Origin of the sequence: Nocardioides zhouii (assembly GCF_004137345.1) — a bacterium.
Lineage (GTDB): Bacteria > Actinomycetota > Actinomycetes > Propionibacteriales > Nocardioidaceae > Nocardioides > Nocardioides zhouii.
Genome location: NZ_SDWV01000001.1, coordinates 325,235 through 349,834, shown reverse-complemented (window position 1 = coordinate 349,834; position 24,600 = coordinate 325,235). Strand labels below are relative to the sequence as shown.

Below are 24,600 nucleotides of genomic sequence, written 5' to 3'. Positions count from 1 at the left end.
GCGTCAGCAGCCCCTGCCGTGCCACTGGTCGGCCTGTCGGGCCAGGGCCACGCCCAGCCACACCCCGCTGAGCAGGAGCAACAGGTCCGCCGTGAACGGTCCCACCGGCCCCGGCCCGAAGAAGTCCCAGAGTGGCCAGAGCGCGAGCGCCACGACGGGGGGTTTCGGCAGGTCCGTGCGCCAGCAGGCCGTCGCCAGCAGCAGGGTTCCGACGAGCATGCCGCCGATCACCGGGACGAGGACGACGGCGACCATCCCGGGGTCGTGGAGGTAGCCCTCGGCGATCACGCGCTCCGCTCTGGAGGCGCCCAGGACGTCCGCGATCACCACCTGTGCGGTGTACGTCGCGACGTCGCTGAAGATCTGCCCGCTCATGCCCCAGGTGAGCACGACCGCGCCCACCGCGGTGAGACGCGGAGAGGTCCAGCGGGTGCGCTGCCACAACCCGAGGAAGCCGAGCAGCAGCAGGAAGCTGCCGACCATCCCCGCCGCCCACTCACTGCGGTAGAACGCCTGGTGGGCCAGTCCCCAGGCGATCTGCTCCTCCCGCTCGAGGTCGCCGGCGCGCAGGTGCTCGACGTACTGGGGAAGGGCGACGAGCGCCGATCCGAGCGCCAGGCTGGTCGCGGCGGCGAGCCGGGCGGCTCGCGACAGTGGCGGGACGTGGGGTGCGTGTGTCATGCCCCACTGTCGGCAGGGTGTCGCGCAGACCGCATGGTGCAGATGTCCCACTTCCGCGCCGATCACGCCCCGGGGGGTGATTGACGTATTCAGTAAACGAGTGTTCACTGATCCGATGACCATCAGCACCGTCCCGTGGGGTCGGGTCCGCCGAGCGGGGTCGAAGCTCACGACGCCCCTGCACCCGGACGACTACCTGCGGCTGCTCAACCCGCTGTGGACCTCGCGCGAGCTCAGGGGCCGGGTGGAGAAGGTCGTCCCGGAGACCGACGATGCCGCCACCCTGGTGATCAGGCCGGGCTGGGGCTGGCGCTGGGACCACCGGCCCGGCCAGTACATCGGGATCGGCATCCCGGTGGACGGCAAGTTCCAGTGGCGGTCCTACTCGGTCAGCTCGCCGACGAAGCAACGCGGTCGCACCCTTGCGATCACGGTTCGGGCGATGCCCGAGGGCAAGCTGTCGTCCCACCTCGTCAACGGCCTCGAGCCCGGGACGATCGTCCGGCTCGCGTCGCCCGAGGGCGACTTCACGCTGCCCGATCCGCCTCCGGCCCGGATGCTGTTCCTCGTCGGCGGGAGCGGCATCACGCCGGTGATGTCGATGCTGCGTACGCTCGACCGGCGGGGCGCCTTCGGTGAGGGCGGGCCCGACGTGGTGCTGCACTACTCCTCGCCGACGCCGGAGCGGATGATCTTCCGCGACGAGCTGCTGCGGCTCGAGGAGCAGCACGCAGGGCTGCGGCTGCACCAGCAGCACACCGACACCGACGGCATGCTGGATCTCGCCGACCTCGATGCGATCTGTCCCGACTGGCGCGAGCGGGAGACCTGGGCCTGCGGCCCGGCGCCGATGCTCGACGCGATCGTGGAGCACTACGACCGCGCGGGGCTGGAGGACCGGCTGCACGTCGAGCGGTTCTCCCTCGAGCTCGGCGGCGACGGGGGAGAGGGCGGCACGCTGACGTTCCGCAACTCGGGCAAGAAGGTCGAGGTGGACGGGGCGACGACGGTCCTCGAGGCCGGTGAGCAGGCCGGCGTCGGGATGCCGTACGGCTGCCGCATGGGGATCTGCCACACCTGCACGGTCACCCTGGTCTCGGGCACGGTCCGCGACCTCCGCAACGGCGACGAGTACGCCCAGCCCAACGAGCAGGTGCAGACCTGCGTCACCGCCGCAGTCGGCGACTGCACGCTCGACATCTAAGGAAGGACCCCGCCATGGCCATCTCCGACGTCACGGAGTACACCCACCTCAGCGAGGAGGACGTGGAGCAGCTCGGCCGCGAGCTCGACGCCATCCGCGCCGAGATCGAGGAGTCGCGCAACGCCGAAGACGCGGCGTACATCAACAAGCTGATCCGCTTCCAACGCGGCCTCGCCGCCGGCGGTCGGGTCGCGATGCTCGCGAGCGCGCACACGAAGGCCGGTCGCCCCGCCCTCGTCGCCGGCGCCGCCATGCTCGGGATCGCCAAGATCCTGGAGAACATGGAGATCGGGCACAACGTCATGCACGGCCAGTGGGACTGGATGAACGACCCGGAGATCCACTCGAGCAACTGGGAGTGGGACACCGCCCAGCCGGCCGAGCAGTGGAAGCACTCGCACAACTACGTCCACCACCAGTTCACCAACGTGCTCGGCCACGACAACGACATCGGCTACGGCATCCTGCGGATGGCGCGCGAGCAGAAGTGGCACCCGGCCAACCTCGGGCAGCCGGTCTACAACGCGCTGCTCGCGAGCCTCTTCCAGTGGGGCGTCGCGCTTCACGACCTCGACCTCGAGCGGATTCGCAAGGGCGAGAAGGACCCGAAGGAGATGAAGCGCCAGCTGCGGCAGATCGTCACCAAGGGCCGCAACCAGATCCTCAAGGACTACGTGGTCTATCCCGCGCTGTCGGGTCGGCAGTGGCGCTCGACGATGAAGGCCAACGCGACGGCGAACGTCGCGCGCAACCTGTGGTCCTACGTCATCATCTTCTGCGGGCACTTCCCTGACGGGGCGCTGCACTTCACCGAGGAGGAGCTCGAGGACGAGACGCGCGCCGAGTGGTACCTGCGCCAGATGCTCGGCTCGGCCAACTTCGAGGGCGGCCGGACGCTGCACGTGCTCAGCGGCAGCCTCGGCTACCAGATCGAGCACCACCTCTTCCCCGACCTCCCGAGCAACCGGTACCCCGAGATCGCGGTCAAGGTGCGCGCCCTCTGCGAGAAGTACGACATCCCGTACACGATCGGACCGCTGCACCGGCAGTACGGCCAGGCGCTGCGGACCATCATGAAGCTGTCGGTCCCGAACAGCTGGACGAGCAGCGACCAGCCCGAGCCACCGAGCCCCGTGCGAGACCGCAGGCGGAAGTCGGACGCGGAGCGCCCGTCACGACGCCCCGAGCTGGGCGGCTGGTCGCGCGGCCGGAGCGCATGATGGACGCCGCACCCCGCTCGTTCGACGAGCTGCCCACCGATCCGGTCATCGGCGTGCCGGTGCCCTTCGCGGCCGGGACCGAGGCCGGAGCATCCGTCCGGACCCTGGACGTACGCCGGGTGACGCAGTGCGCACTGAGCCGGACCTGCGGGGTGTGCGGCGCGACCCTCGGTCGACCGCTCGCCTTCGTCGGGACGCCGCGCGAGCTCGACCGGATGGCCTTCCACGTCCCGGCGTGCCACGTCGACTGCGCCGAGCGGCTGTTGGCGTCGTACGCCGACGTGGCCGACCCGGTGCTGGGGCTGGACGCCCCGCCCGCGGAGTGGCTACTGGTGACGACTGCCAGCTTCGAGTTCGTCCGGCCGACCAAGGACGACGTCGACCGGCGTCCCGTCTTCGAGCCGCTCATCCCCGCTGTCCCGTGACCCGCTGCGCTCGGCACCGATGCCGGCCGCGACCACGAGACCGATGCCGGCGACGGCCAGCCCGTTGGGCACCTGGCTGAGGGCGAGGAACCCGATGATCAGGGCGAAGGCCGGCTCGAGGGCCATCAGCGTGCCGAAGGCGCCGGTCGTCAGCCGGCGGAGCGCCAGCAACTCGAGCGTGAACGGGACGACCGGCAGCAGGATCGCGAGCCCGAGGCCGTAGACGAGCAGCTCCGGGGTCAGGTGGTCCACGACGCCGGGTCCGGCGACGAGCGTGGCCACCAGCCCGGCGACCGGCATCGAGATGGCCAACCCTCCCAGCCCCGTGACCGCGTCACCGACCCGCTGCGTGAGCAGGATGTACGCCGCCCAGCACACCGCCGCGCCGAGTGCGAGGGCGACACCGACCGGGTCGGCGTCGCCGGTCCACGGCTGGGTCAGGAAGACGACGCCGACGGCCGCGAGCAGTGCCCAGGCGCGCCCGGCACCCCGGCTGCGGACCACGGCGATCGCCAGCGGGCCGAGGAACTCCAGGGCGCTGGCGGTGCCGAGGGGGAGGCGTGCGACGGCGCCCATGAACAGCACCGTCACCCCGGCAGTCACGACGCCGAGCGCGGTCCCGGCCACGAGGGCCTCGCGGCTGTAGTCGCGCACGCGCGGCCGGACGATGACCAGCAGCAGGATCCCGGCCCAGAAGAGACGCAGCCAGGCGGCACCGGAGGCGCCGATGTCGTCGATGAGGCCGACGGAGGCGGCGAGGCCGAGCTGGACGCAGAGCATGGAGGCGACGGCCATCGAGGCGCCGGTACGGGCGGGGGAGCGGGACATGTGTCCAGTGAAGTTGACGACAACCGTTCACGTCCACGTGAGTTTGCTGGACAGTTCGTTCATCCGGACAGCACAATCACGGGATGGACGTCCGCCGGCTCCGCATGCTCCTCGAGCTCTCCCGCCTCGGTTCGATGCACGAGGTCGCCGATGCCCTGACCACCACGACGTCGAGCGTCTCGCAGGGGATCGCGGCGCTCGCCCGCGAGGTCGGCGCGCCGCTGGTGGAGCCGGACGGCCGGCGCGTACGGCTGACTCCGGCGGGGCGCCGGCTCGCCGAGCACGCCGTGACGATCCTGGCCGCGGTCGACTCCGCGCGCCTCGACCTCGACCCGGGAGCCGAACCGGCGGGCGTCCTTCGCGTCGCCGGCTTCGCCTCGGCGATCCGCGCCTCGCTCCTGCCGGTGGTCGACGACCTCCGGGCGACCCATCCCGGGATCGACGTACGCATCCTCGAGTACGAGCCGCTCGAGGCCTTCGACCTCCTTGCCCGCGACGAGGTCGACCTGGCCCTCGTCTACGACTACGACCTGGCGCCCGCCGAGTGGCGCGACGACCACGACGTCCGGCCGCTGTGGTCACGCGAGTGGGGAGTCGGGGTGCCGACGCGTGACCGCGGCCTCGCGATGGCAGACCTGGCCGACCGCGACTGGATCGTGAACTCGCGGCACACCGCCGACGAGCGCGCCCTCCGCGCCCTGGCCGCACGAGCCGGGTTCGCGCCGCGGGTCGTGCACCGGATCGACTCGCTCGAGCTGCTCGACGACCTGATCCACGCCGGCCGCGGCGTGGGCCTGCTCCCGCGCGGGCGTACGTCCCGGCGCGGGGTGAGCGTCCTGCGCCTGGGGGACGGTGCCGTCCAGCTCCGTGCGTACGCCGTCATCCGCCGTGGGCGCGACAGCTGGCCGCCCCTGCGAGCCGTGGTGGAACGGCTGGTGGCGTGAGGGGAGGGCTCAGCGCACCAGGCTGTTGCCGTGGACGGCCGCGAGCCGCGCCTTGACGCTCAGCAGCGTCTCGATGATGAGGTCCTCGCGCCCGTTGTCGAGGCGGCTGATCGGCACGGCGACGCTCAGCGCGTCGACGGCGTGGTGCCCGAAGGGCAGGGCGACACCGAAGCAGCGCACGCCCATGCAGGACTCCTCGCTCTCGGTGGCGTAGCCCTGGACCACCGCGCGGTCGATGATGTCCAGCACGGCGTCCTTGTCGGTTGTCGTGTTGGGCGTGATCGCGCTGATGTGCTCGGGGACCATGCCGCTGCGCTGGTCGAGCGGGAGCTCGGCGAGGAGGGCGCGGCCCAGCGAGGTGGCGTACGCCGGGAGCCGGCGCCCGACCGCGGAGTGCATGCGGAGGGGGTGGATCGACTCACGCTTGGCCGTGTAGATGACGTCGGCGCCCTCGAGCCGGCCGAGGTGGACGGTCTCCCCGGTGGCGGCGGCGACCTCGTCGAGCACGGACGCGGCTCGGGCCAGCACCGGGTCGCCGTCGAGGTAGGCCGAGCTGACGACGAGGGAGTGGATGCCGAGCTGGTAGACGCTGCCGGTCGGGTCGGTCTGGAGCCAGCCGCGGTCGACCATCGTGCGCAGCAGCGCGTGGAGGCTGCTCTTGGGGATGCTCAGCCGTGTCGAGAGCTGCAGCTGCGTGCCGGGCCCGTTGGCGGCGATCTCGTCGAGCAGATCGAGCGCGCGCGCCGCCGACTTGACCGGACCGGCCGCGCTGGACGCGGCGGTCTCCTTCTGCAGCTGCGTGGCCTGGCTCATGCGGAGCACTGTACCGCAGTTCGCATACATGGACACGGGTTCAGACCCTTGACCAGTGATGGGCGTCACGTATAAAGTCGAACTCAGTTCACATAGACGAACGCAGTTCATAACACCGAGGAGTGTTCCCCGTGATGCAGGTCCGATACTCGACGTCTCCCACCAGTGCGGAGACTGCCACCACGGCCGACCTGCGCGACATCTTCCTGGTCCAGGACCTGTTCGTCCCCGGTGAGGTGCGCGCCACCTACACCCACGAGGACCGCATGGTCATCGGCGGCGCCCTGCCCGGCACCGGCCAGCTCGACCTCCCGGCCTTCACCGACGTGCTCGGCGAGGAGTCGCACCTCCAGCGCCGCGAGCTCGGCATCATCAACGTCGGCGGCGCCGGCCACGTGCTGGTGGACGACGAGAAGTTCGAGCTCGAGCACCTCGACGGCCTGTACGTCGGCCGGGGGAGCGAGGTCGCCTTCGTCGGGACCGAGGCCGCGTTCTACTTCGTCTCCGCGCCGGCGCACGCGACGTACCCCCACGCGCTGCTCAGCCACCAGGACGTCGAGCCGGTCGCGCTCGGCTCGGCCGACGCCGCCAACGAGCGCAGCCTCTTCCGCTACGTGTGGGGCCAGGACGTCGAGACCTCCGTGCTCCAGTTCGGCGTCACCGTGATCGCGGACGGCTCGGTGTGGAACACCTTCCCGCCGCACCTGCACGCCCGCCGGACCGAGATCTACTGCTACGTCGACCTCGCCGACGACGACCGCGTCTTCCACTTCATGGGGCAGCCGGGCCACACCCGCCACCTGGTCCTGAAGAACCGGGAGGCCGTCATCTCGCCGCCGTGGTCCATCCACGCCGGCGCCGGCACCGGGTCGTACGCCTTCATCTGGGCGATGGCCGGCGAGAACAACTGCTACACCGACCTCGCGCCCGTCGCGGTGGAGGACCTGTGACCGAGACCTCCGCCTCCTCACCCTTCGACCTGCACGGTAGGTGCGCAGTGGTGACCGGCGCGAGCCGCGGCATTGGGCGCGCGATCGCGCTCGGTCTGTCGCGTGCCGGTGCCGAGGTGGTCCTGGTCGGACGTCCGGGCAGCAACGACGACACCCGTGAGGCGCTCGTCGGGCTCGGCGGCAAGGTCGACGTGGTCGACCTCGACCTGAGTGACCTGGCCGCCGTCGAGAGCGTCGGCGCCGAGCTCGCCGCATCACGGCAGGTCGACATCGCGATCAACAACGCCGGCACCATCGACCGTCAGGACACCGTCGACCTCGCCCGCGAGGACTGGCAGCGGGTCCTCGACGTCAACCTCAACGGTGTCTTCCTGCTGTCCCAGGCACTCGGCCGGCCCATGGTCGCGCGCGGGAGCGGCAAGATCGTGAGCATCGCCAGCCTGCTGTCCTTCCAAGGCGGCATCCGGGTGGCGTCGTACGCCGCCAGCAAGCACGCCGTCGCCGGCGTCACCAAGGCCCTCGCCAACGAGTGGGGCCCGCACGGCGTGCAGGTCAACGCGATCGCACCCGGCTACATCTCCACCGACAACACGACCGCCCTCCGCGAGGACCCCGACCGGTCCCGCTCGATCCTCGAGCGGATCCCGGCAGGTCGCTGGGGCTCCGCCGACGACATCGCCGGGGCGGCCGTCTTCCTGAGCTCCTCCGCATCCGACTACGTCAACGGCCACGTGCTGGTCGTCGACGGTGGCTGGATGGCCCGCTGACCGCACACCCGCACCACCCACTCGGGGCAGTACCTGACCCAGTCAGTCCCTCCGCCGGACAACCGGCACCGAAAGAGAATGAGGATCGACCATGAAGTTCACCTCTCGACCGACCGCTGTCGTGATCGGCCTGACCCTGGCTGCAGCCACGCTCGCCGGCTGCAGTGAAGAGGCAAGCGGGGGCGGCGGCGGTGGCGGCGCCGAGGCCGGCGCCTGTGCACCCGAGGACGTCACCCTGGTGGGTCAGGTGCGCAACGAGTCCAACCCCTACGAGGCCGCGTGGCTCGACGGCGGCGACGCGTTCGCCGAGCAGGTCGGCCTGACCCAGGACCGCCTGACGTACGACGGTGACTCGACGCGCCAGCAGGAGCAGATCAGCCAGCTCCTCGCCGGCGACACCGAGTGCCTCGTCATGAACATCCTGCCCAACGGCGACTCCGACACCCCGCCGATCGTCGAGGGTGCCGAGGAGGCCGGTGCCTACCTCGTCACGCAGTGGAACAAGCCGGCCGACCTCAACGTCGCCGACTACGACCAGTGGCTGAGTCACATCACCTACAACGGTGTCGAGTCCGGCAAGCAGATCGGTGACGCTCTGGCCGAGGCCATTGGTGGCTCGGGTGGCATCGTTGCCCTGCAGGGCATCCTGGACACGGGCGCCGCCAAGGACCGCTTCGCGGGCCTGGAGGAGTCGCTGGCCGCGAACCCCGACGTCGAGCTGCTCGACGACCAGACGGCCAACTTCTCCCGTGCGGAGGCACTCGAGGTGACCAAGACGCTGCTCACCAAGCACGGCGACGACCTCAAGGGCATCTGGGCCGCCAACGACGACATGGCCCTCGGCGCCCTCGAGGCGCTCGAGCAGGCCGGCCGCACGGACGTGGCCGTCGTCGGCATCGACGCCGTCCCGGACGCACTGACCGCCATCGAGGACGGCACGATGACCGCGACCGTCTCCTCCGACGGCCCCTGGCAGGGCGGCATCGGCCTGGCCATCGGCTTCTGCGTGGCCACCGGTGAGCTTGCCGCCGAGGACATCACCGACGAGGACCGTGCCTGGTTCGCCGAGCAGTTCCTGATCACCAGCGACAACGTCGCCGACTTCTCCTCGCCGCAGACCGACGAGGCCGACTTCGAGTGCGACAACGTCTTCAGCCGGTCGCAGGGCGCGATCTCGTGACCATGACATCCCCCGCCGACGCCGACACCGAGGTCGTGGTCGCACCGCGCCCCCGGCCTCGGCGGGGGGTGTCGCTCGGAGACGCCGGTCCGCCGATCGCACTGGTCGTCATCTTCGCGGTCTTCTCGCTGCTCAGCGACGACTTCCGGACCCTCGGCAACGTGCAGAACATCATGGACGCGGCGGCAGTCCTCGCCGTCGTGACCTGCGGCATCAGCTTCGTGCTGATGATGGGCTCGATCGACCTCTCCGCCCCGGGCGTCATGGGGGCCTCCGCGATCGCGGTGTCCCTCCTGGTCGCCAACAACCGCAACGACAACGCGTACGGACTTCTCGGTGTCCTGGTTGCCCTCCTGCTGGGCTCCGCGCTCGGCTGCCTGAGCGGCCTGGCCCTCGTCTCGCTGAAGGTCCCGTCCTTCATGACCACGCTCGGCGTCTCGGCGGTGGGGCTCGGCCTCGCCACCTTGATGTTCGCCGGCGTCCAGCCCAACATCCGTGACGACATGCTCGACAGCTGGGCGGTGCAACGGTTCCTCGGACTGGCCTACCTCACCTGGATCGCCGTCGCCTGCGTCCTCGTGGGCTGGCTCATCCAGCGCTACTCCCGGCTCGGCCGGTACGCCTTCGCAATCGGCGGTGCCGAGGAGGTGCTGGCCCTGTCCGGGGTGAAGGTCGCGCCCTACAAGGTCGCCGTCTTCACGCTGGCCGGGACCTTCTACGGCCTGGCGGGCGTCATGGTGACCAGCCAGCTCAGCGCGGGCCTGGTCCAGGCCGGCAAGGGCTACGACTTCGCGGCCATCACGGCCGCCGTCGTCGGCGGCACCCTGCTCACCGGCGGCCGCGGCGGCATCCTCCACTCGGCGGTCGGCGTCCTGCTCGTCACGGTCCTCACCAACGGGCTCGTCCAGGTCGGCGTCAGTCCCTACTGGCAGGGCGGCGTCCAGGGCCTCATCGTCGTCGCGGCCGTCGCTGCCGCCGTCCTTCCCCAACGTCGTAGGAACCAGGTGACGAAGTGACCGCCCAGACGCAGGTCAACGCCCTCGAGGTCAATGCCCTCGAGGTCAGGGGACTGGTCAAGCACTACCCGGGCGTCAAGGCGCTCGACGGCGTCGACCTGGTCGTCCGCCAGCACGAGGTGCTCGGCCTCGCCGGCGAGAACGGTGCCGGCAAGTCCACCCTGCTCAAGGCGCTCGTCGGGCTCGTCCGCCCGGACGCCGGCGAGATCTGGGTGCGCGGCGAGAAGGTCCGGCTGCGCAGCGTCGTCGAGGCCGCCGACCACGGCATCGGCATGGTCTTCCAGGAGCAGTCGCTCGTCCCCAACCTCACCGCTGCGGAGAACATCGTCCTCGGCAGTGAGGGCCCGGGCGTACGCCGCGGGATCTACCGCTGGGACACGATGCGCAAGCTCGCCCAGGCCCAGCTCGACAAGATCGGGTCGCACATCGACCCGCTCGCCCGGACGGACACGCTGACCTTCGCCGAGCGCCAGATGGTCGAGATCGCCAAGGTGCTCCGCATCGAGGAGCGCACGTCCCACCCGCCGGTCATCATCCTCGACGAGCCCACCTCGGTGCTGGAGTCGAAGGAGATCGAGACCCTCTTCACCCAGGTCCGCCGGCTGCGGGAGTTCGCCTCGGTCGTCTTCGTCTCGCACCGCCTCGACGAGGTCCTGGACGTCTGCGACCGCGTGAGCGTGCTCCGCGGGGGGCAGTCGGTGGGCGAGGTGCCCACCGCGGGCGCAGCCCCTGCCGAGCTGCACCGCATGATGATCGGGTCCACCGGGTCCGACGACCACTACCACGGCAACCTGGCCGAGCGGTCCGACGAGCCGGCCCGCCCGCGGCTCGTCGTACGCGGCCTGTCCGGCGCGACGTTCCGTGACGTCGACCTCGACGTCCACGCCGGTGAGATCGTCGGCATCGTCGGCGTGCACGGATCTGGTCGCGAGGACGTGTGCCGCGCCCTGTTCGGCGCCGAACCGACCCTGGCCGGCGAGGTCACCCTCGACGGCGACAAGCTCGACCTCTCCGGGACCCGCGCCGCGTGCGCCGCCGGGATCGGCTACGTCCCCGCCGAGCGCAAGATCGAGGGCATGGTCGGGCCGATGTCGGTCGCCGACAACATGACCCTCACCAAGCAGAAGTCCCGCTGCTCCGGACCGCTGGTGGTGCCGCAGAAGCAGGCCACGCTGGTCGACAAGTGGATCGAGCGGCTCTCGATCCGCACCCCGCACCGCGGCACCGCGATCCAGCGGCTCTCCGGCGGCAACCAGCAGAAGGTCGTGCTGGCCCGGTGGCTGGTCGCCGGCGACATCCGGCTGCTGCTGCTCGACCACCCCACCCGCGGCCTCGACATCGGTGCCCGCTCGGAGGTCTACAGCCTGATGCGCGAGCTCGCGAACAGCGGCGTCGCCGCCGTCCTGCTCGCCGACAGCCTCGAGGAGGCCATCGGCATGTCCGACCGGATCATCGTGATGAGCGACGGCCGGGCGACCCGGGAGGTCGCGTGTCCTGCAGGCGGCAAGCCGACCCCGCTCGACCTGGTCAAGGAGATGGTCTGACATGACGACCCCTGTCCTCGCTACGCCGGCCGCCGACCAGGCGCCCGTCAGCGGTGGTCCGACCGTCGGCCAGCGGCTCACGTCGTTCATGCCGGTCATCGCGCTCGTCGCGCTGCTCGCCGCGTTGACGTTCGCCGACCCGGACTTCCTCACCCAGCGCAGCCTCACCGCGGCGGTGCGTACGTCGGCCCCGCTGGCCGTGCTCGCCGCGGGCGCCACCCTGGTGGTGCTGTGCGGCGGCATCGACCTGTCGATCGCTGCGCTCTGCTCGCTGTCGACGGTCCTCTTCGCGATGTGGCTGCCCGACCTGGGTGGCCTCACCACCCTGGTCGTCATCGGCGCGGCCGGCCTGATCGGCATGGTGCAGGGCATCGGCCACGTGGTGCTGCGGATCCCGTCGTTCATCATGACGCTCGGTGGCATGAGCATCTTCGCCGCTGTCGCGCTCGTGATCTCCGACGCCGGTCCGATCCGCATCGTCGACCGCGACGCCACGAAGTGGCTGACCCTCTACGTCGGCGGGATCGTGCCGATGTCGTTCGTCGTCGCCGTCATCGTGGTCGCGGCGATCTCGCTGGTCCTCAAGCTGACGCCGCTGGAGAGCTTCGTCCGCGCCACCGGCTACTCCGAGTCGGCGGCCCGGCTCGCCGGCACCCCTGTCGACCTGGTGAAGGTCGCGGCCTTCACGATCTCGGGCGCGTGCGCCGGTCTCGCGGCGGTCATGCTGGTGTCGCGCAACTTCAGCGGCAGCCCGACGATGGCCGACAACCTGCTCCTGCCGGCGGTCGCGGCCATCGTGGTCGGCGGCACCGCCATCACCGGCGGCCACGGCTCGCTCTGGCGCAGCCTCGCCGGTGCCCTCGTCGTGACCCTGCTCCGGGTCGGCCTGCCGATCGTCGGCGTGTCCTCGGCCTGGGAGCAGATCCTGTACGGCGCGATCATCGTCGCCGCCGTCGCGCTGACCCTCGACCGATCCAAGGTGCTGATCATCAAGTAGCAGCCCGTCCCGCCCCCCTGACCCGAACCGCAGAACTGTCACCCGTACCCGGAAGGCTTCTCATGTCCGCCGAATCCCAACTGGACTCCCAGCTCCTGCCCGCCGTCTCGTCGTTCCTGTCCTCGCCCAAGCAGCTCCTCATCGACGGCGAGTGGGTCGACGCGAAGGACGGCCAGACCTTCGACACCGTCAACCCGGCCACCGAGGAGGTACTCGTCCAGGTCGCCCAGGCCTCCGCCGTCGACGCCGACCGTGCCGTCGTGGCCGCCCGCAACGCCTTCGAGGCCGGCTCGCCGTGGTCGAAGTTCACCCCGCGCGAGCGCTCGCACCTGCTGTGGCGCATCGGCGACCTGATCGATGAGCAGGCCGAGGAGTTCGCGCAGCTCGAGTCGCTCGACAACGGCAAGAGCCTGGCGTCGGCCCGGGGCGACGTCGGTGTCGCGGCGGAGCTGTTCCGCTACTTCGCCGGCTGGGCGACCAAGATGGAGGGCACCTCCATCCCGATGTCGGTCCCCGGTCGCGAGTTCCACGCGTACACCCGCCGCGAGGCCATCGGCGTCGTCGCCGGCATCGTGCCGTGGAACTTCCCGCTCACGATGGCGGCCTTCAAGATCGTCCCGGCGATCACCGCCGGCAACACGGTCATCCTCAAGCCGGCCGAGCAGACGCCGCTCACCGCGCTCCGCCTCGGCGAGCTGCTGCTCGAGGCCGGCGTCCCCGCCGGCGTCGTCAACGTGCTTCCCGGCTTCGGTGACGCCGGTGCCGCGCTCGTCGACCACCGCGACGTCGACAAGGTCGCCTTCACCGGCTCGACCGAGGTCGGCAAGAAGATCGCCGCCGGTGCCTCGAAGAACCTCAAGAAGGTCTCGCTCGAGCTCGGCGGCAAGGCGCCCAACATCATCTTCAACGACGCCGACCTCGAGGCGGCGATCGCGGGCGCTGCGCTCGCCGGCTACTTCAACGAGGGCCAGTGCTGCGTCAACGGCTCGCGCCTCTACGTCCAGCGCGACGTCTTCGACCAGGTCATCGAGGGCGTCGCCGCGGCCGCGATGGCGATCACGGTCGGCGACGCGTTCGACCCGGCCACGACCATGGGCCCGCTCGTGTCGCAGGAGCAGCACGAGAAGGTCATCGGCTACGTCCGCGGTGCGGTCTCGGACGGCGCCACGCTGGCCGCCGGCAGCCCCGACTCGGCCGCCGAGAAGGGCTACTTCTTCTCGCCGACGCTCATCACCGACGTCACGGAGCAGATGGCCATCCAGACCGACGAGATCTTCGGCCCGGTCATCACCGCGATTCCGTTCGACACCGAGGACGAGGTCGTCGCTGCCGCCAACAACACCGTGTACGGCCTCGCGGCCGGCGTGTGGTCGCGCGACCTCGGCACCGCCCACCGGGTCGGCAGCAAGCTGCGCGCGGGCACGGTGTGGCTCAACACCTGGCACGCCGACGACGTGGTCCTGCCGCGCGGCGGCTACAAGCAGTCGGGCTGGGGCCGCGAGCTGGGCTCGTTCGGCCTCGACGACTACACCGAGCTCAAGACCGTCATCGCCGAGCTCCGGTGAACGCAAGCGCCACAGACGTCCTGGGTGGCCACCGGATCGTGCCGGTGGTCGTCCTGGACGACCCAGCCCGCGCCGACGCCCTGGGCGCCGCCCTCGTCGCCGGTGGGCTCCCGGTCGCCGAGGCGACGTTCCGTACGCCGGAGGCCGCGGCCGTGCTGCGCCGGCTCGCGGACAACGACGACCTCGTGGTCGGCGCCGGGACCGTGCTGACGCCCCGGCAGGTCGACGAGGCGATCGAGGCGGGGGCGCGGTTCATCGTGTCGCCGGGCCTCAGCGCGGACGTCGTACGTCGCTGCCAGGAGGTCGGCGTGCCGGTGATCCCGGGGATCAGCACCCCCAGCGAGATCATGCGGGCGCTCGACCTCGGCCTGGACACCGTCAAGTTCTTCCCGGCGGAGGCCAACGGCGGCCTGCCGACGATCAAGGCGCTGGCCGCGGCCTTCCCGCAGGTGCGCTTCATGCCCACCGGCGGGATCACCGCCGACAGCGCCCCGGCCTACCTCGCGCACCCGTCCGTCGCCGCCGTCGGCGGCAGCTGGATGGTCGCCGGCGACCTGCTCCGCGACGGGCGCTGGGACGAGGTCGCGGCCCGCTGTGCCGCGTCGACCACCCTCTACGGGCTAGGAGCACCCGCATGATCGAGACCCGACCCGCCGACGAGTGCGAGCTCGACATCGTCGCGCTCGGCGAGGTGATGCTGCGGCTCGACCCGGGGGAGGGGCGCATTCGCACCGCCCGGCGGTTCGAGGCGTGGGAGGGCGGCGGCGAGTACAACGTCGCCCGCGGCATGCGCAAGGTCTTCGGCCTGCGCGCCGGCGTCGTGACCGCCCTCGCCGACAACGAGATCGGCCACCTGGTCGAGAACCTCATCATGCAGGGCGGCGTCGACACCTCGCTCATCCGCTGGGAGCCGTACGACGGCATCGGTCGCGGCGTGCGCAACGGCCTCAACTTCACCGAGCGCGGGTACGGCGTCCGCGGTGCCGTCGGCGTCTCCGACCGCGCCCACACCGCCATCGCCCAGATGGCGCCGGGGACGGTGGACTGGGACGACCTGTTCGGTCGCCGAGGGGTGCGTTGGCTGCACACCGGCGGCATCTACGCCGCGCTGTCCGAGAACGCCGCCGCGGTTGCCGAGGAGGCCATGGCAGCCGCGCGGAAACACGGCACTGTCGTCTCCTTCGACCTCAACTACCGGCCCAGCCTGTGGGCGGGGATCGGCGGCCCCGACTTCGCCCGTGACGTCAACACCCGGCTCGCCGCTCACGTCGACGTGATGATCGGGAACGAGGAGGACTTCACCGCCGCCCTCGGCTTCGAGGTCGCCCACGTCGACGAGAACCTCAGCGCGCTGCCGATGGACAGCTTCGAGGCGATGGTCGGCACGGTCGCGGAGAAGATGCCGTGGTTCAAGGTGATCGCGACGACCCTGCGCACCGTCCACAACGCCAGCGACAACGACTGGCAGGCCATCGCGTGGTCGCCGGAGACCGGCGTCCTCGCCTCCACGCCCCGCGACCACCTCGGGATCTTCGACCGGGTCGGCGGCGGCGACGGCTTCGCCTCCGGGCTCGTCTGCGGCCTGCTCGAGGGCGAGCCGCTGCAGCAGTGCCTCGAGCTCGGGGCGGCCCACGGCGCGCTCGCCATGACCACCCCGGGCGACACCTCGATGGCCACGCGCGAGGAAGTCCGCGCACTGGCCGGCGGAGGAAGCGCGCGCGTGCGCCGCTGAGCACCTCACCCCTGGCCAGGCCTGGGTGGTCGACCCCGTGCGGGGGATCGGCCGCCCAGGTCTGTTTTCATGTACGTGAACAGCCAGGATAAATTGTTCACGATTCTGGACAGAGTTCTTGACTCTGATGTGACGTGGGTCATAACGTCGTCCTATCTCGTGAGCGCTGACCGCACCCGCCGCCCGCCGAGCTCCTCTCCAGTCGAGCCAAGGGAACGAAGATGAACGTGCTCCGCCGATCTGTCCGCCGAGGCCTGGCCGTCCTGTTCGCCGGGGTGGTCGTGCTCCCGCTGGCGGCAGGTGTCGCAGCTCCCGCGGCCGCCGCCGCGGCCGACGACGACGTGCTCCGGGTCCTGCTGTTCTCCAGCGGCGACGGGGTCCACGGCTCGGTGGCCAACACCCGCGCCGCGGTGCGGGAGATGTCCAACTCCCTCGCGGCCGAGTACGGCCTCGACAACAACAGCGGCAACCCGGCCCAGGCCGTAGCCGACATCCAGGAGACGGCCAGCGCGGCCGCCTTCACCCCGGAGAACCTGGCCACCAAGGACGTCCTCGTCTTCGCCCACACCGCGGGCGTGCTCTTCACCACCGAGCAGCGCGCCGCGCTCGAGGCCTACATCCGCGGCGGCGGCGGCTTCGTCGGCATCCACTACACCTCGTGGTCGCCCGACCAGACCGAGCACGACGTGAACCCCTTCTACCGGCGCCTCGTCGGCGCGGCCGCCACCGGCCACCCCGAGCCTGCGGGCGGGCAGCGCGGCACCGTCAGCGTCAGCGACACCACGCACCCCCTGGCCGCAGGGCTGCCGGCCCAGCTCTCGTACACCGACGAGTGGTACGAGTGGGACGTCAACCCGAGCGAGAACGTACGCACTCTGGTGACGGTGGACGAGTCCTCGTTCCCCGCCGGCACCGAGGTGGGCGAGGAGGGCACGACGCACCCCGTCACGTGGTGCCAGACCATCGACGCGGGCCGGTCCTGGTACTCCTCGCTGGGCCACCACGCCTCGGCCTACACGGCCGCCGACGACGGTGGCAACGCCAACGACAACGACGCCGACAACTTCGTCCGCGCCCAGCTGCGCAACGGCCTCGCCTACTCGGCGGCGCTGCTCCCGGCCGACTGCTCGCCGCCGGCCAAGGACGAGCAGGGCTCGTGGGGCGACGTGACCCCGTGGCCGCTGGTCCCGATCAACGCCGCGCTCACCACCGACGGCAAGGTCCAGTCCTTCGGCTCGGTGTCCTCGGGCTGCACCGACGCCAACCCCTACGACTGGGGCGGCAACGGCTGCGTGACCCAGGGCGGCCAGATGCAGATCGACGTCTGGGACCCGAGCGTGATCCGCTCCATCGGCAACGTCATCGCCGGGGTCGTCCCCAACGCGACGTACACCGACCTCTTCTGCTCCATGCAGGTGCAGATGCCGCACCGCCGCTCGACCTTCACGGTCGGCGGGGACGACGGCCTCGGCGGCAACGCCCCCAACGACGCGGCCATCGGCGTCACGAGCTACTCCACCAACTCCGGCCTGCGCAACGAGGCCCCGATGAACTACCCGCGCTGGTACCCCACCGGCACGACGTTGCCCGACGGCTCGGTCGTCGTGCAGGGCGGCTCGCTCAAGGGCGGCCCCGGCGGTCCCGGCGTCCTCACCCCGGAGCTCTACGACCCCGAGAACGACAGCTCGTGGAAGCTCCTCACCGGCGCCACCAGCGCCGCGGCGTACGGCGACGGCGGCAACGGCCTGCCCGACGAGAACCGCTGGTGGTACCCCCGCGCGTTCGTCGCGCCGGGCAACGGCAAGGTCTTCAACATCACCGGCACCCAGATGTACGAGCTCGACCCGTCCGGTGACGGTGCGGTGACCCTGCGCGGCACCCTGCCCGCGGGCATCGCCAACCAGGGCGCCAACGGCAACCCGGTCGGCGCCACCTCGACGGCCACGATGTACCGCCCTGGCAAGATCCTCCAGGTCGGCGGCGGCTGGTGGGCCAACGGCGGCGGTCCCGCCGGCGCCAAGGCCGGCTTCACGGTCGACATCACGGGCGGCACCGCCCAGCCCGTGGTCACCGCGACCCAGCCGATGAAGTACGCCCGCCACTGGGCCACCTCGACCGTGATGCCCGACGGCAACGTGATCGTCACGGGCGGCTCGCGCGAGAACAACGGCAACGGTGGATACGTCACCAACGCCGAGATCTGGAACCCCGACTCCGGCCAGTGGACCGAGGTGAAGGTGCCCTACGAGCACGCCCGCCTCTACCACTCCGTGGCCCTGCTCCTGCCCGACGGCCGGATCATGGTGGGCGGCGGCGGTGCCCCCGGCCCGCGCAACTACACCGACGTGGAGTTCTACTCGCCCTCGTACCTCTACGACGGCGACGAGCTCGCGACCCGGCCCGACGTCACGGCCGTGCCGAAGGAGATCGGCTACGGCGGCACGTTCACCGCGCAGACGACCGCCAGCTCCGTCTCCCGGGTCACCCTGGTCCGCAACGGCTCGGTGACCCACGGGTTCAACAACGACCAGAACTTCCAGGACCTGGCGTTCACCAAGAACGGGAGCTCGCTCACCATCGAGAGCCCCGTCGACGCGACGTACGCCCCGCCCGGTGCGTACATGGTCTTCGTCTTCGACGAGGACGGCACGCCCTCGGTCGCCGACATCGTCCAGATCGACCCGACCGTCGAGATGGACTCGCCGGCCCCGAAGGTGGTCGACCAGTTCGAGTACCCGCGGCTCCCCACCTCGTGGCAGTCGGGCACCTACCCGAACAGCGTGGACGTGGCGCCCGGCAACGGCCGGCTCTCGCCCTGGGAGGTCACCCGCCAGGTGCAGCTCATCCGTGCCGCTGACGGCAGCCAGGGCGGCCTCGGCCTCACCGGCTACCACCTCGCCGTCGGCACGAACGGCAGCATGACCCGCACGTTGCAGGGCCTCGACGTGGGGCGCGAGTACCGCCTCTCGGCGCGCTACGCCCGCGACAGCCGGTCCGCCGGCACCGCTCCTGGCAGGGCCAACATCTCCGTCGCCGGCCTCTCTGCGAACCTGTCCGCCGGCACCGACCTGTCGTCCACGACGAAGTTCGGGACCTACGTGGGCACCTTCACCGCAACCTCACGCCAGCTCGACCTGACCGTCTCGGCGAGCAGCGCAGCTGCTGGTGTCGTGATCGACGACCTCGTCGTCGTCGGCACCGACGCCGGTGCCTCCGACATCCCGGTCCGCTACGAGTTCGAGGAGGGCTCCGGCACGTCGGCCGCCAACACCGGCACCGACGGTTCCGTCGGCGCGGCGACGCTGACCGGCACGACCGGCTGGAGCACCGCCGGCATCCACGGTGGCGCCGTCGACCTCCAGGGCGGCAGCAACGCCAACGCCGTCGACCTCCCGGACAACCTGCTCCAGGGCGAGACGGACTTCACCACTGCGTTCTGGGTGCGACCCGACGCCAAGGCGAACTGGATCGGGCTGTTCCACATCGGTGACGGTCTGGAGGGCGCGGGCAGCTTCTTCCAGATCCAGATGCAGACCGACGCCGCCCCCGGCGGCACCGGACTGGCCGCGACCTTCAAGAAGAAGGGCAGCTCCCTCCAGGAGCGCGTGTACGCCACCCCCACGAGGGACATCGTCGCGAACCAGTGGAACCACGTCGCGTTCACGCGCACCGGCTCCACGGGCACGCTCTACCTCAACGGCGCGAAGATCGCCCAGCGCACCGACCTGACGATCACCATGGCCGACGTCGGCCCCACCGCGAACAACTGGCTGGGTCGCAACGGCTTCCCCGACCCGTCGTACAACGGACTCGTCGACGACGTCCGCGTCTACACCTCGACGCTCACCGACGCCGACATCGCCGCGATGTACGACGAGGGCTCGGCCCTGCCGACCACGGTCGACGTCAGCATCACGCCGGCCTCGCCGTCGCCGTACGCAGAGCCGATCGCGGTCTCCGCGACGGTCGCCGCTGCCTCGGGCCCGACGCCGACCGGTGTCGCCGAGCTGTGGATCGACGGCGCCCGCGAGGGCGGTCAGGTCGACGTCACCGGGGGAGCGGTCTCGTTCCCGGCGGTCACCCTGTCGCCGCGGGTGCACCAGGTAGAGGTGCGCTTCCTCGCCGACGACGGCTGGCGCAGCTCCGCGAAGACCGTCAGTCACACGGTCGACCGGCCACCGGTCGGTGAGGGCGTACCGGTCCACTACACCTTCGACGAGGGCACGGGGACCACGGCGGCCAACTCCGGCACCGACCCCTCGATCGGCAACGCGACGCTCCAGGGCACCGCGGGCTGGACCGCGACGGCGAAGTACGGAGCCGGGGTCACCCTGCCCGGCGCCGGCCACGTCACCCTGCCGAACGACATCACGGAAGGCATGGACGAGCAGTTCACCGTCTCGACCTGGCTCCGACCGACCAACCTGCCCAACTGGACGACCCACGTCCAGATCGGCAAGAGCACGCAGGAGTTCTTCCTCCTGCAGTCGCGCACCGAGAACGGCGTCCGCGGCTTCGCGGCGACCCTGCGCGCCGACAACGGCGAGCAGTTCCGCATCCAGCTCCCCGGCACCACCGACCTGCCGCTCAACCAGTGGACCCACGTCGTGGTCACCCTCGGTCCCTCGCCCACCGGCGGCGGCACCACGGGCAAGATCTACTTCAACGGCGCGCTGATGAACGGCGGCACCCGGGACAACATTCCGGTGGACATCGGTGACGTCGGACTGGGCGGCACCGGCGCCAACTTCATCGGCAACACGAGCTGGAACGACCCGCGTCCCACCGAGCAGGTCGACGACTTCCGGATCTACGGCTACGAGCTGTCCGCCGCGGACGTCCTCGAACTCTTCGAGGGCGACACCAACGCCGCACCGGTGGGGGCGTCGGACGCGTACGGGACGGCGGAGGACGAGCCGCTCGTCGTCCCCGCACCGGGAGTCCTGGCCAACGACACGGACGCCGACGGCGACGCGTTGACGGCCACCGGGGTCACCCAGCCCGCCCACGGGACGGTCACCCTGGCCGCGAACGGTGGGTTCACCTACACGCCCGCTGCCGGCTTCTTCGGCACGGACACCTTCACCTACCAGGCCAGCGACGGGACAGCGTCCTCCGCCGCGACGACGGTGACCCTCACGGTCGAGGAGGGTCAGCAGCCGGTCAACACCGCGCCGGTCGCTGGCGACGACGCGTACGACGCCGTCGGCGGGGAGCCGCTCGTCATCCCGGCGCCCGGAGTCCTGGCCAACGACACCGATGCGGACGGCAACGTCCTCACCACGGCGGCCGTCGTCCAGCCCGCCAACGGAGAGGTCACCGTGGCAGCGGACGGCTCCTTCACCTACGTGTCGGACGCCGGCTTCAACGGCAAGGACGTCTTCACCTACCGGGCGGACGACGGCGCGGACACGTCGGCGCCGGCGCGGGTCACCATCACGGTCAAGTCGCCGACCGTCACGGCGGTCGCCGGCGTGGCAGTGCCCATCGGCTACGGCACGGCCGGGACCGTCTCGGTCGTCGTCTCGCCCGACACCGCGGGTGGTCAGGTCGAGCTGCGCAAGGGCACCCAGCTCCTCGCGGTCGCCACCGTGGCCGCCGGTCGCGGAACGCTCGTGCTCCCGGCGCGGTCGCTCCTCCCGGGAGTCCACGACCTGACCCTGCGCTACCTCGGCGATGCCGGCCACGCGCCGGCGACCTCGACGGTCCGCGTACAGGTCGACAAGGTCGTGCCCACCATGGAGGTCACGGCCGCGAAGGCCAGCGGAGGCAAGGCGACCGTCACGGTGGCCCTCACCGCGCCGTACGCCGTCCCGGTCGAGGGGCAGGTCAGGATCGAGATCGACGGAGGGGCGACCATGACGGCGGTCGTCTCCGGCGGGAAGGCCGTGTTCACCCTGGCCAAGGCGCCCAAGGGTGGCCAGCTCACCCTGACGGCGTCCTACCTCGGCAGCGACCTGGTGCAGCAGGCCACGGCGCGCGTCACCGTCCGGGTCCGATAGCCGGGGGCCCGACACGGCACGAGGCCGGCAGCTCCTTGGCGGAGCTGCCGGCCTCGGCGTACGTGGTGCGGGGGAGCGAGCCGATCAGTCGTCGGCGAGCGCGGCGACGACGCCCGCGCGGCTGTCGTCCTCGCTGGCGAGGACCCCACCGTTGGCGACGATGTCGGCGGTGATCTCGGTGAAGACCATGCGGACGTCCTGGCGGCGCGCGCCGAGGATCTCGACGGCGCTGTCGGCCACGGCCTTCGCGAAGTCCCGGCGCTGCTCGATCGTGCGGCCGCGCAGCAGCTCGACGGTGATGTTGGGCATGGGGGTTCCTTCGTGTCGCGGGCTGGGAGTTCACACCGAAGACCTGGGTTCAGTGTCTCGAATCACCGTACGCTCAGTTCACATCCTTGACAACAGTTCCACAGGCTGGTTATGTGAGCACGGTCACCCCAGACCTCGTCGGACCTGTCGGGAGCGCCCATGGACCGCACGCGCACGGCCGTGCGTACGGTCCTGTCCGGCCTCGCCGCTGGCGTCCTGGTCGCCCTCGGCGCCGCACCCGCGCTGGCCCACGTGACCCTCACGCCGTCCTCCACCACCGCGGGCGACACCGCCGTCGTGCGGGTGGAGGTCCCCCACGGCTGCGCGGGCTCGGCCACGACCGAGCTGGCCGTCCGGATGCCCGCGCAGGTCACCGAGGTCACCGTCACGAGCACTGACCGGTGGGTCGCCGAGGAGGTCGACGGGACGATCACCTATCGCACCGACGCCCCACTGCCCGACGGCCGTGAGGACACGGTCGAGTTCTCCGTCCTGCTTCCCGTCGAGGTCGGGACCACGCTCGTCTTCCCCGGTGTGCAGCGCTGCGGGGACGGCGAGGCGGCGTGGATCGAGATCGGCGCCGACGCGGCCGCCCGCGACGGGCTCGAGAGACCGGCGCCGGTGATCGTGGTGACGGGTGCCGCCTCCGACCGCTTGATGACGGTCGGCGCGGCCGGCGTGCTGGCCGCCGGCTGCCTGGGCAGTGGCGGGGTGCTGCTCGTGCGCCGTCGACGCGCATGACGTACGCCGCTGGGGTCCGCCGCGCGGCCGGCTGGATGCTGCTGGTCACGCTGGCGTGCCTGCTCCTGGTCGGCTCGGCCTCGCCCGCCTCGGCCCACGCCACGCTCATCGCGACCGACCCGGCAGAGGGCTCGGTCCTCGAGGTCGCGCCGGAGCAGGTGACCTTCACCTTCAACGAGTCGGTCATCGGCGTCCCGGCCGGCATCAAGGTCTTCGACGCGACCGGCGAGGAGGTCGCGTCGTCCGCGACCGTGCGCGACGCGCAGCTGCTCGTGGCGCTCGAGGAGGAGGTCGGCGAGGGGACCCTCATGGTCGTCTGGCGCCTCGTGTCGGCGGACGGGCACCCGATCGGCGGCTCGCTCCGCTTCTCCGTGGGTGCGCCCAGCGAGGCGGTGGACGTGCCGACCGCGGACGCGGTCGCGGACACCGATGCGCCCCGCCTGCTGGGCGTGGTGCGCTGGCTCGGCTACGTCGGCCTGCTCGTCGCGGCGGGGGTCGCCGCATTCGCCGTGCTCTTCCTCCCGGCCGGCCGCGACGTCGATCCGTCCCGGCGCCGGCTCCGCACCACCGTCCGGGTGGCGACCGTGCTCGCCGCCCTCGGCTGGATGGCCGCGGTCCCGCTGGTCGCGCTCTACCAGCTCGGCCTGCCGGCCTCGGCGCTCGGCGACGGCTCGACCTGGTCCGCGCTCGCGCCGACCGAGTACGTCGTACCCGCTCTTGTCGTGGTCGGCCTGCTGCTCGGGGCGTCCTGCCTCCCTTTGTCGGCCCCGGACAGGTCGCGCTCGGTCCTCGTCCTCGCCGGGTGCGCGATCGCCCTTGCAGCGCCGGCGTTCACCGGGCACACCCGGGCGGCACGTCCCGAGGCGCTGGTCATCGGCGTCGACGTGCTCCACCTCCTGGCCGGGGCGGTGTGGCTGGGCGGGCTGGTGGCGATCGGCCTGGTCCTGGGTGACCTCGCCTCCCGCGACGACTCCGGCGCGCTCACCCTCAACCGCTTCTCGACGTGGGCGTCCGCGGTGCTCGCGGCGCTCGTCGTCACCGGCACCGTCAGCGCCTGGCGGATCGCCGGGTCGTGGGCCGCCCTCCTGGACACGGGTTACGGCACGCTGCTCCTGGTCAAGGTGCTGCTCGTCGTGGTAGCGATCGCAATCGCCACCTGGAACCGTTTCTCCCTGCTGCCCCGGCTCCGCCAGACCATCCGTCGCCAAGACCGCACGTCAGCAGCCGCAGTGCTGGTGCGTACGACGCTCGCGGAGGCCGGCGTGCTGGTCGCCGTCCTGGTGGTCACGGGGTTCCTCGTCGACCGCAGTCCCGAGGTCCGGGTCGAGGTCACAGCGGCTTCGGTGGGCGCCGGGACGGCCTCCCGTACGGTCGAGCTCGTCGACATCTCGGCCGTGGTGACCCTCGATCCTCCCGCCGTCGGCCCGGCCACGATCACCCTCGAGATGACCGATGCGGCGGGGGAGCCGGCCGAGGGCTACGAGGCTCCGCGCCTCCGCCTCCGCCTGTCGACGGGGGACGTCGACCTCGGCGACGTGGTGCTCAGCAACCTCGGCCCGGGTGTGTACGCCGGCGACGTGGTGCTGCCGACCGCGGGGACCTGGGAGGTCCAGGTGTCCCTGCGTACGACGGAGTTCGACAACCCGGTGAAGACCGTGGAGCTCGACGTCTCCTGACCGAAC

The 24,600-nt window shown here is 71.3% G+C and carries 20 protein-coding genes; 16 read left to right on the top strand and 4 right to left on the bottom strand.

The window, feature by feature from the left end; genetic code table 11:
• Positions 1-3 precede the first annotated feature (3 nt).
• A complete protein-coding gene (locus EUA94_RS01690) occupies positions 4-681 on the bottom strand; it encodes a hypothetical protein (protein WP_129424053.1) in 678 nt (225 codons plus the stop codon).
• A gap of 115 nt (positions 682-796) precedes the next feature.
• Here EUA94_RS01690 and EUA94_RS01685 point away from each other — a divergent pair, with 115 nt between their 5' ends.
• Genes EUA94_RS01685 through EUA94_RS01675 form a run of 3 tightly spaced genes read left to right on the top strand, consistent with a single transcriptional unit; the run spans position 797 to position 3,530 of the window.
• Complete coding sequence (locus tag EUA94_RS01685; protein WP_129424051.1) at positions 797-1,885, top strand: ferredoxin reductase; 1,089 nt, start codon at positions 797-799, stop codon at positions 1,883-1,885.
• 14 nt (positions 1,886-1,899) lie between these two features.
• The gene (locus EUA94_RS01680; RefSeq protein ID WP_129424049.1) at positions 1,900-3,105 is read left to right on the top strand and encodes a fatty acid desaturase family protein; all 1,206 of its coding nucleotides are present in this window, start codon (positions 1,900-1,902) and stop codon (positions 3,103-3,105) included.
• Positions 3,105-3,530: a hypothetical protein gene (locus tag EUA94_RS01675; RefSeq protein WP_129424047.1), complete on the top strand. Its 426-nt coding sequence runs from the start codon at positions 3,105-3,107 to the stop codon at positions 3,528-3,530. Before EUA94_RS01680 ends, EUA94_RS01675 begins: the two co-directional genes overlap by 1 nt.
• Here EUA94_RS01675 and EUA94_RS01670 read toward each other — a convergent pair.
• Positions 3,432-4,358 carry an EamA family transporter gene (locus EUA94_RS01670; protein WP_129424045.1) on the bottom strand — a complete coding sequence of 309 codons (927 nt, stop codon included), beginning with the start codon at positions 4,356-4,358 and terminating at the stop codon, positions 3,432-3,434. The genes EUA94_RS01675 and EUA94_RS01670 overlap by 99 nt on opposite strands.
• 83 nt (positions 4,359-4,441) lie before the next feature.
• On the opposite strand from EUA94_RS01670, the gene EUA94_RS01665 reads away from it, so the two are divergent.
• Positions 4,442-5,302: a LysR family transcriptional regulator gene (locus EUA94_RS01665; protein WP_129424043.1), complete on the top strand. Its 861-nt coding sequence runs from the start codon at positions 4,442-4,444 to the stop codon at positions 5,300-5,302.
• A 9-nt stretch (positions 5,303-5,311) separates the two neighbouring features.
• Here the strand turns inward: EUA94_RS01665 and EUA94_RS01660 are convergent, their stop codons facing one another.
• The gene (locus EUA94_RS01660; RefSeq protein WP_129424041.1) at positions 5,312-6,115 is read right to left on the bottom strand and encodes an IclR family transcriptional regulator; all 804 of its coding nucleotides are present in this window, start codon (positions 6,113-6,115) and stop codon (positions 5,312-5,314) included.
• 134 nt (positions 6,116-6,249) lie between these two features.
• Between EUA94_RS01660 and kduI the strand changes: the two genes are divergently transcribed.
• The 10 genes from kduI to EUA94_RS01610 all read left to right on the top strand — a co-directional run bounded on the left by kduI (position 6,250) and on the right by EUA94_RS01610 (position 21,868).
• Positions 6,250-7,065: a 5-dehydro-4-deoxy-D-glucuronate isomerase gene (kduI, locus tag EUA94_RS01655; protein WP_242494617.1), complete on the top strand. Its 816-nt coding sequence runs from the start codon at positions 6,250-6,252 to the stop codon at positions 7,063-7,065.
• A gap of 50 nt (positions 7,066-7,115) precedes the next feature.
• On the top strand, positions 7,116-7,832 hold the full coding sequence (locus EUA94_RS01650) for an SDR family oxidoreductase (RefSeq protein ID WP_242494613.1): 717 nt from the start codon (positions 7,116-7,118) through the stop codon (positions 7,830-7,832).
• Positions 7,833-7,923: 91 nt separating this feature from the next.
• Complete coding sequence (locus EUA94_RS01645) at positions 7,924-9,012, top strand: sugar ABC transporter substrate-binding protein (protein WP_129424035.1); 1,089 nt, start codon at positions 7,924-7,926, stop codon at positions 9,010-9,012.
• A gap of 2 nt (positions 9,013-9,014) precedes the next feature.
• The gene (locus tag EUA94_RS01640; protein ID WP_242494616.1) at positions 9,015-10,028 is read left to right on the top strand and encodes an ABC transporter permease; all 1,014 of its coding nucleotides are present in this window, start codon (positions 9,015-9,017) and stop codon (positions 10,026-10,028) included.
• Positions 10,025-11,572, top strand: coding sequence for a sugar ABC transporter ATP-binding protein (locus EUA94_RS01635; RefSeq protein ID WP_129424033.1), 1,548 nt, complete (start codon positions 10,025-10,027; stop codon positions 11,570-11,572). The genes EUA94_RS01640 and EUA94_RS01635 overlap by 4 nt, the downstream gene beginning before the upstream one ends.
• Before the next feature lies 1 nt (position 11,573).
• Complete coding sequence (locus EUA94_RS01630; RefSeq protein WP_129424031.1) at positions 11,574-12,569, top strand: ABC transporter permease; 996 nt, start codon at positions 11,574-11,576, stop codon at positions 12,567-12,569.
• Between the two features lie 62 nt (positions 12,570-12,631).
• A complete protein-coding gene (locus tag EUA94_RS01625) occupies positions 12,632-14,134 on the top strand; it encodes an aldehyde dehydrogenase family protein (RefSeq protein WP_129424030.1) in 1,503 nt (500 codons plus the stop codon).
• Positions 14,131-14,772 carry a bifunctional 4-hydroxy-2-oxoglutarate aldolase/2-dehydro-3-deoxy-phosphogluconate aldolase gene (eda, locus tag EUA94_RS01620; protein ID WP_129424028.1) on the top strand — a complete coding sequence of 214 codons (642 nt, stop codon included), beginning with the start codon at positions 14,131-14,133 and terminating at the stop codon, positions 14,770-14,772. The genes EUA94_RS01625 and eda overlap by 4 nt, the downstream gene beginning before the upstream one ends.
• Positions 14,769-15,866, top strand: a complete 1,098-nt coding sequence (locus tag EUA94_RS01615) for a sugar kinase (protein WP_129424026.1) — start codon at positions 14,769-14,771, stop codon at positions 15,864-15,866. Before eda ends, EUA94_RS01615 begins: the two co-directional genes overlap by 4 nt.
• A gap of 221 nt (positions 15,867-16,087) precedes the next feature.
• Positions 16,088-21,868 carry a LamG-like jellyroll fold domain-containing protein gene (locus EUA94_RS01610; protein ID WP_129424024.1) on the top strand — a complete coding sequence of 1,927 codons (5,781 nt, stop codon included), beginning with the start codon at positions 16,088-16,090 and terminating at the stop codon, positions 21,866-21,868.
• Between the two features lie 84 nt (positions 21,869-21,952).
• Here EUA94_RS01610 and EUA94_RS01605 read toward each other — a convergent pair whose 3' ends face one another.
• Positions 21,953-22,177 (bottom strand): tautomerase family protein, encoded by a 225-nt coding sequence (locus tag EUA94_RS01605; protein ID WP_129424023.1) that lies wholly within the window; start codon positions 22,175-22,177, stop codon positions 21,953-21,955.
• Between the two features lie 159 nt (positions 22,178-22,336).
• Here EUA94_RS01605 and EUA94_RS01600 point away from each other — a divergent pair, with 159 nt between their 5' ends.
• Together EUA94_RS01600 and EUA94_RS01595 are read left to right on the top strand one after the other, a co-directional pair.
• Positions 22,337-22,918 carry a YcnI family copper-binding membrane protein gene (locus EUA94_RS01600; protein ID WP_129424021.1) on the top strand — a complete coding sequence of 194 codons (582 nt, stop codon included), beginning with the start codon at positions 22,337-22,339 and terminating at the stop codon, positions 22,916-22,918.
• On the top strand, positions 22,915-24,594 hold the full coding sequence (locus tag EUA94_RS01595; RefSeq protein WP_242494612.1) for a copper resistance CopC/CopD family protein: 1,680 nt from the start codon (positions 22,915-22,917) through the stop codon (positions 24,592-24,594). The genes EUA94_RS01600 and EUA94_RS01595 overlap by 4 nt, the downstream gene beginning before the upstream one ends.
• The last annotated feature ends 6 nt before the right edge of the window (positions 24,595-24,600 follow it).

Excerpts from the sequence above, each read along its gene's own strand:
- EUA94_RS01600 (WP_129424021.1), top strand. The coding sequence starts at position 22,337 with ATGGACCGCACGCGCACGGCCGTGCGTACGGTCCTGTCCGGCCTCGCC.
- EUA94_RS01605 (WP_129424023.1), bottom strand. The coding sequence starts at position 22,177 with ATGCCCAACATCACCGTCGAGCTGCTGCGCGGCCGCACGATCGAGCAG.
- EUA94_RS01625 (WP_129424030.1), top strand. The coding sequence starts at position 12,632 with ATGTCCGCCGAATCCCAACTGGACTCCCAGCTCCTGCCCGCCGTCTCG.
- kduI (WP_242494617.1), top strand. The coding sequence starts at position 6,250 with ATGCAGGTCCGATACTCGACGTCTCCCACCAGTGCGGAGACTGCCACC.
- EUA94_RS01690 (WP_129424053.1), bottom strand. The coding sequence starts at position 681 with ATGACACACGCACCCCACGTCCCGCCACTGTCGCGAGCCGCCCGGCTC.
- EUA94_RS01680 (WP_129424049.1), top strand. The coding sequence starts at position 1,900 with ATGGCCATCTCCGACGTCACGGAGTACACCCACCTCAGCGAGGAGGAC.
- EUA94_RS01640 (WP_242494616.1), top strand. The coding sequence starts at position 9,015 with ATGACATCCCCCGCCGACGCCGACACCGAGGTCGTGGTCGCACCGCGC.
- EUA94_RS01595 (WP_242494612.1), top strand. The coding sequence starts at position 22,915 with ATGACGTACGCCGCTGGGGTCCGCCGCGCGGCCGGCTGGATGCTGCTG.
- EUA94_RS01645 (WP_129424035.1), top strand. The coding sequence starts at position 7,924 with ATGAAGTTCACCTCTCGACCGACCGCTGTCGTGATCGGCCTGACCCTG.
- EUA94_RS01630 (WP_129424031.1), top strand. The coding sequence starts at position 11,574 with ATGACGACCCCTGTCCTCGCTACGCCGGCCGCCGACCAGGCGCCCGTC.
- EUA94_RS01615 (WP_129424026.1), top strand. The coding sequence starts at position 14,769 with ATGATCGAGACCCGACCCGCCGACGAGTGCGAGCTCGACATCGTCGCG.
- EUA94_RS01675 (WP_129424047.1), top strand. The coding sequence starts at position 3,105 with ATGGACGCCGCACCCCGCTCGTTCGACGAGCTGCCCACCGATCCGGTC.
- EUA94_RS01685 (WP_129424051.1), top strand. The coding sequence starts at position 797 with ATGACCATCAGCACCGTCCCGTGGGGTCGGGTCCGCCGAGCGGGGTCG.
- EUA94_RS01670 (WP_129424045.1), bottom strand. The coding sequence starts at position 4,358 with ATGTCCCGCTCCCCCGCCCGTACCGGCGCCTCGATGGCCGTCGCCTCC.
- EUA94_RS01610 (WP_129424024.1), top strand. The coding sequence starts at position 16,088 with ATGAACGTGCTCCGCCGATCTGTCCGCCGAGGCCTGGCCGTCCTGTTC.
- EUA94_RS01665 (WP_129424043.1), top strand. The coding sequence starts at position 4,442 with ATGGACGTCCGCCGGCTCCGCATGCTCCTCGAGCTCTCCCGCCTCGGT.
- EUA94_RS01660 (WP_129424041.1), bottom strand. The coding sequence starts at position 6,115 with ATGAGCCAGGCCACGCAGCTGCAGAAGGAGACCGCCGCGTCCAGCGCG.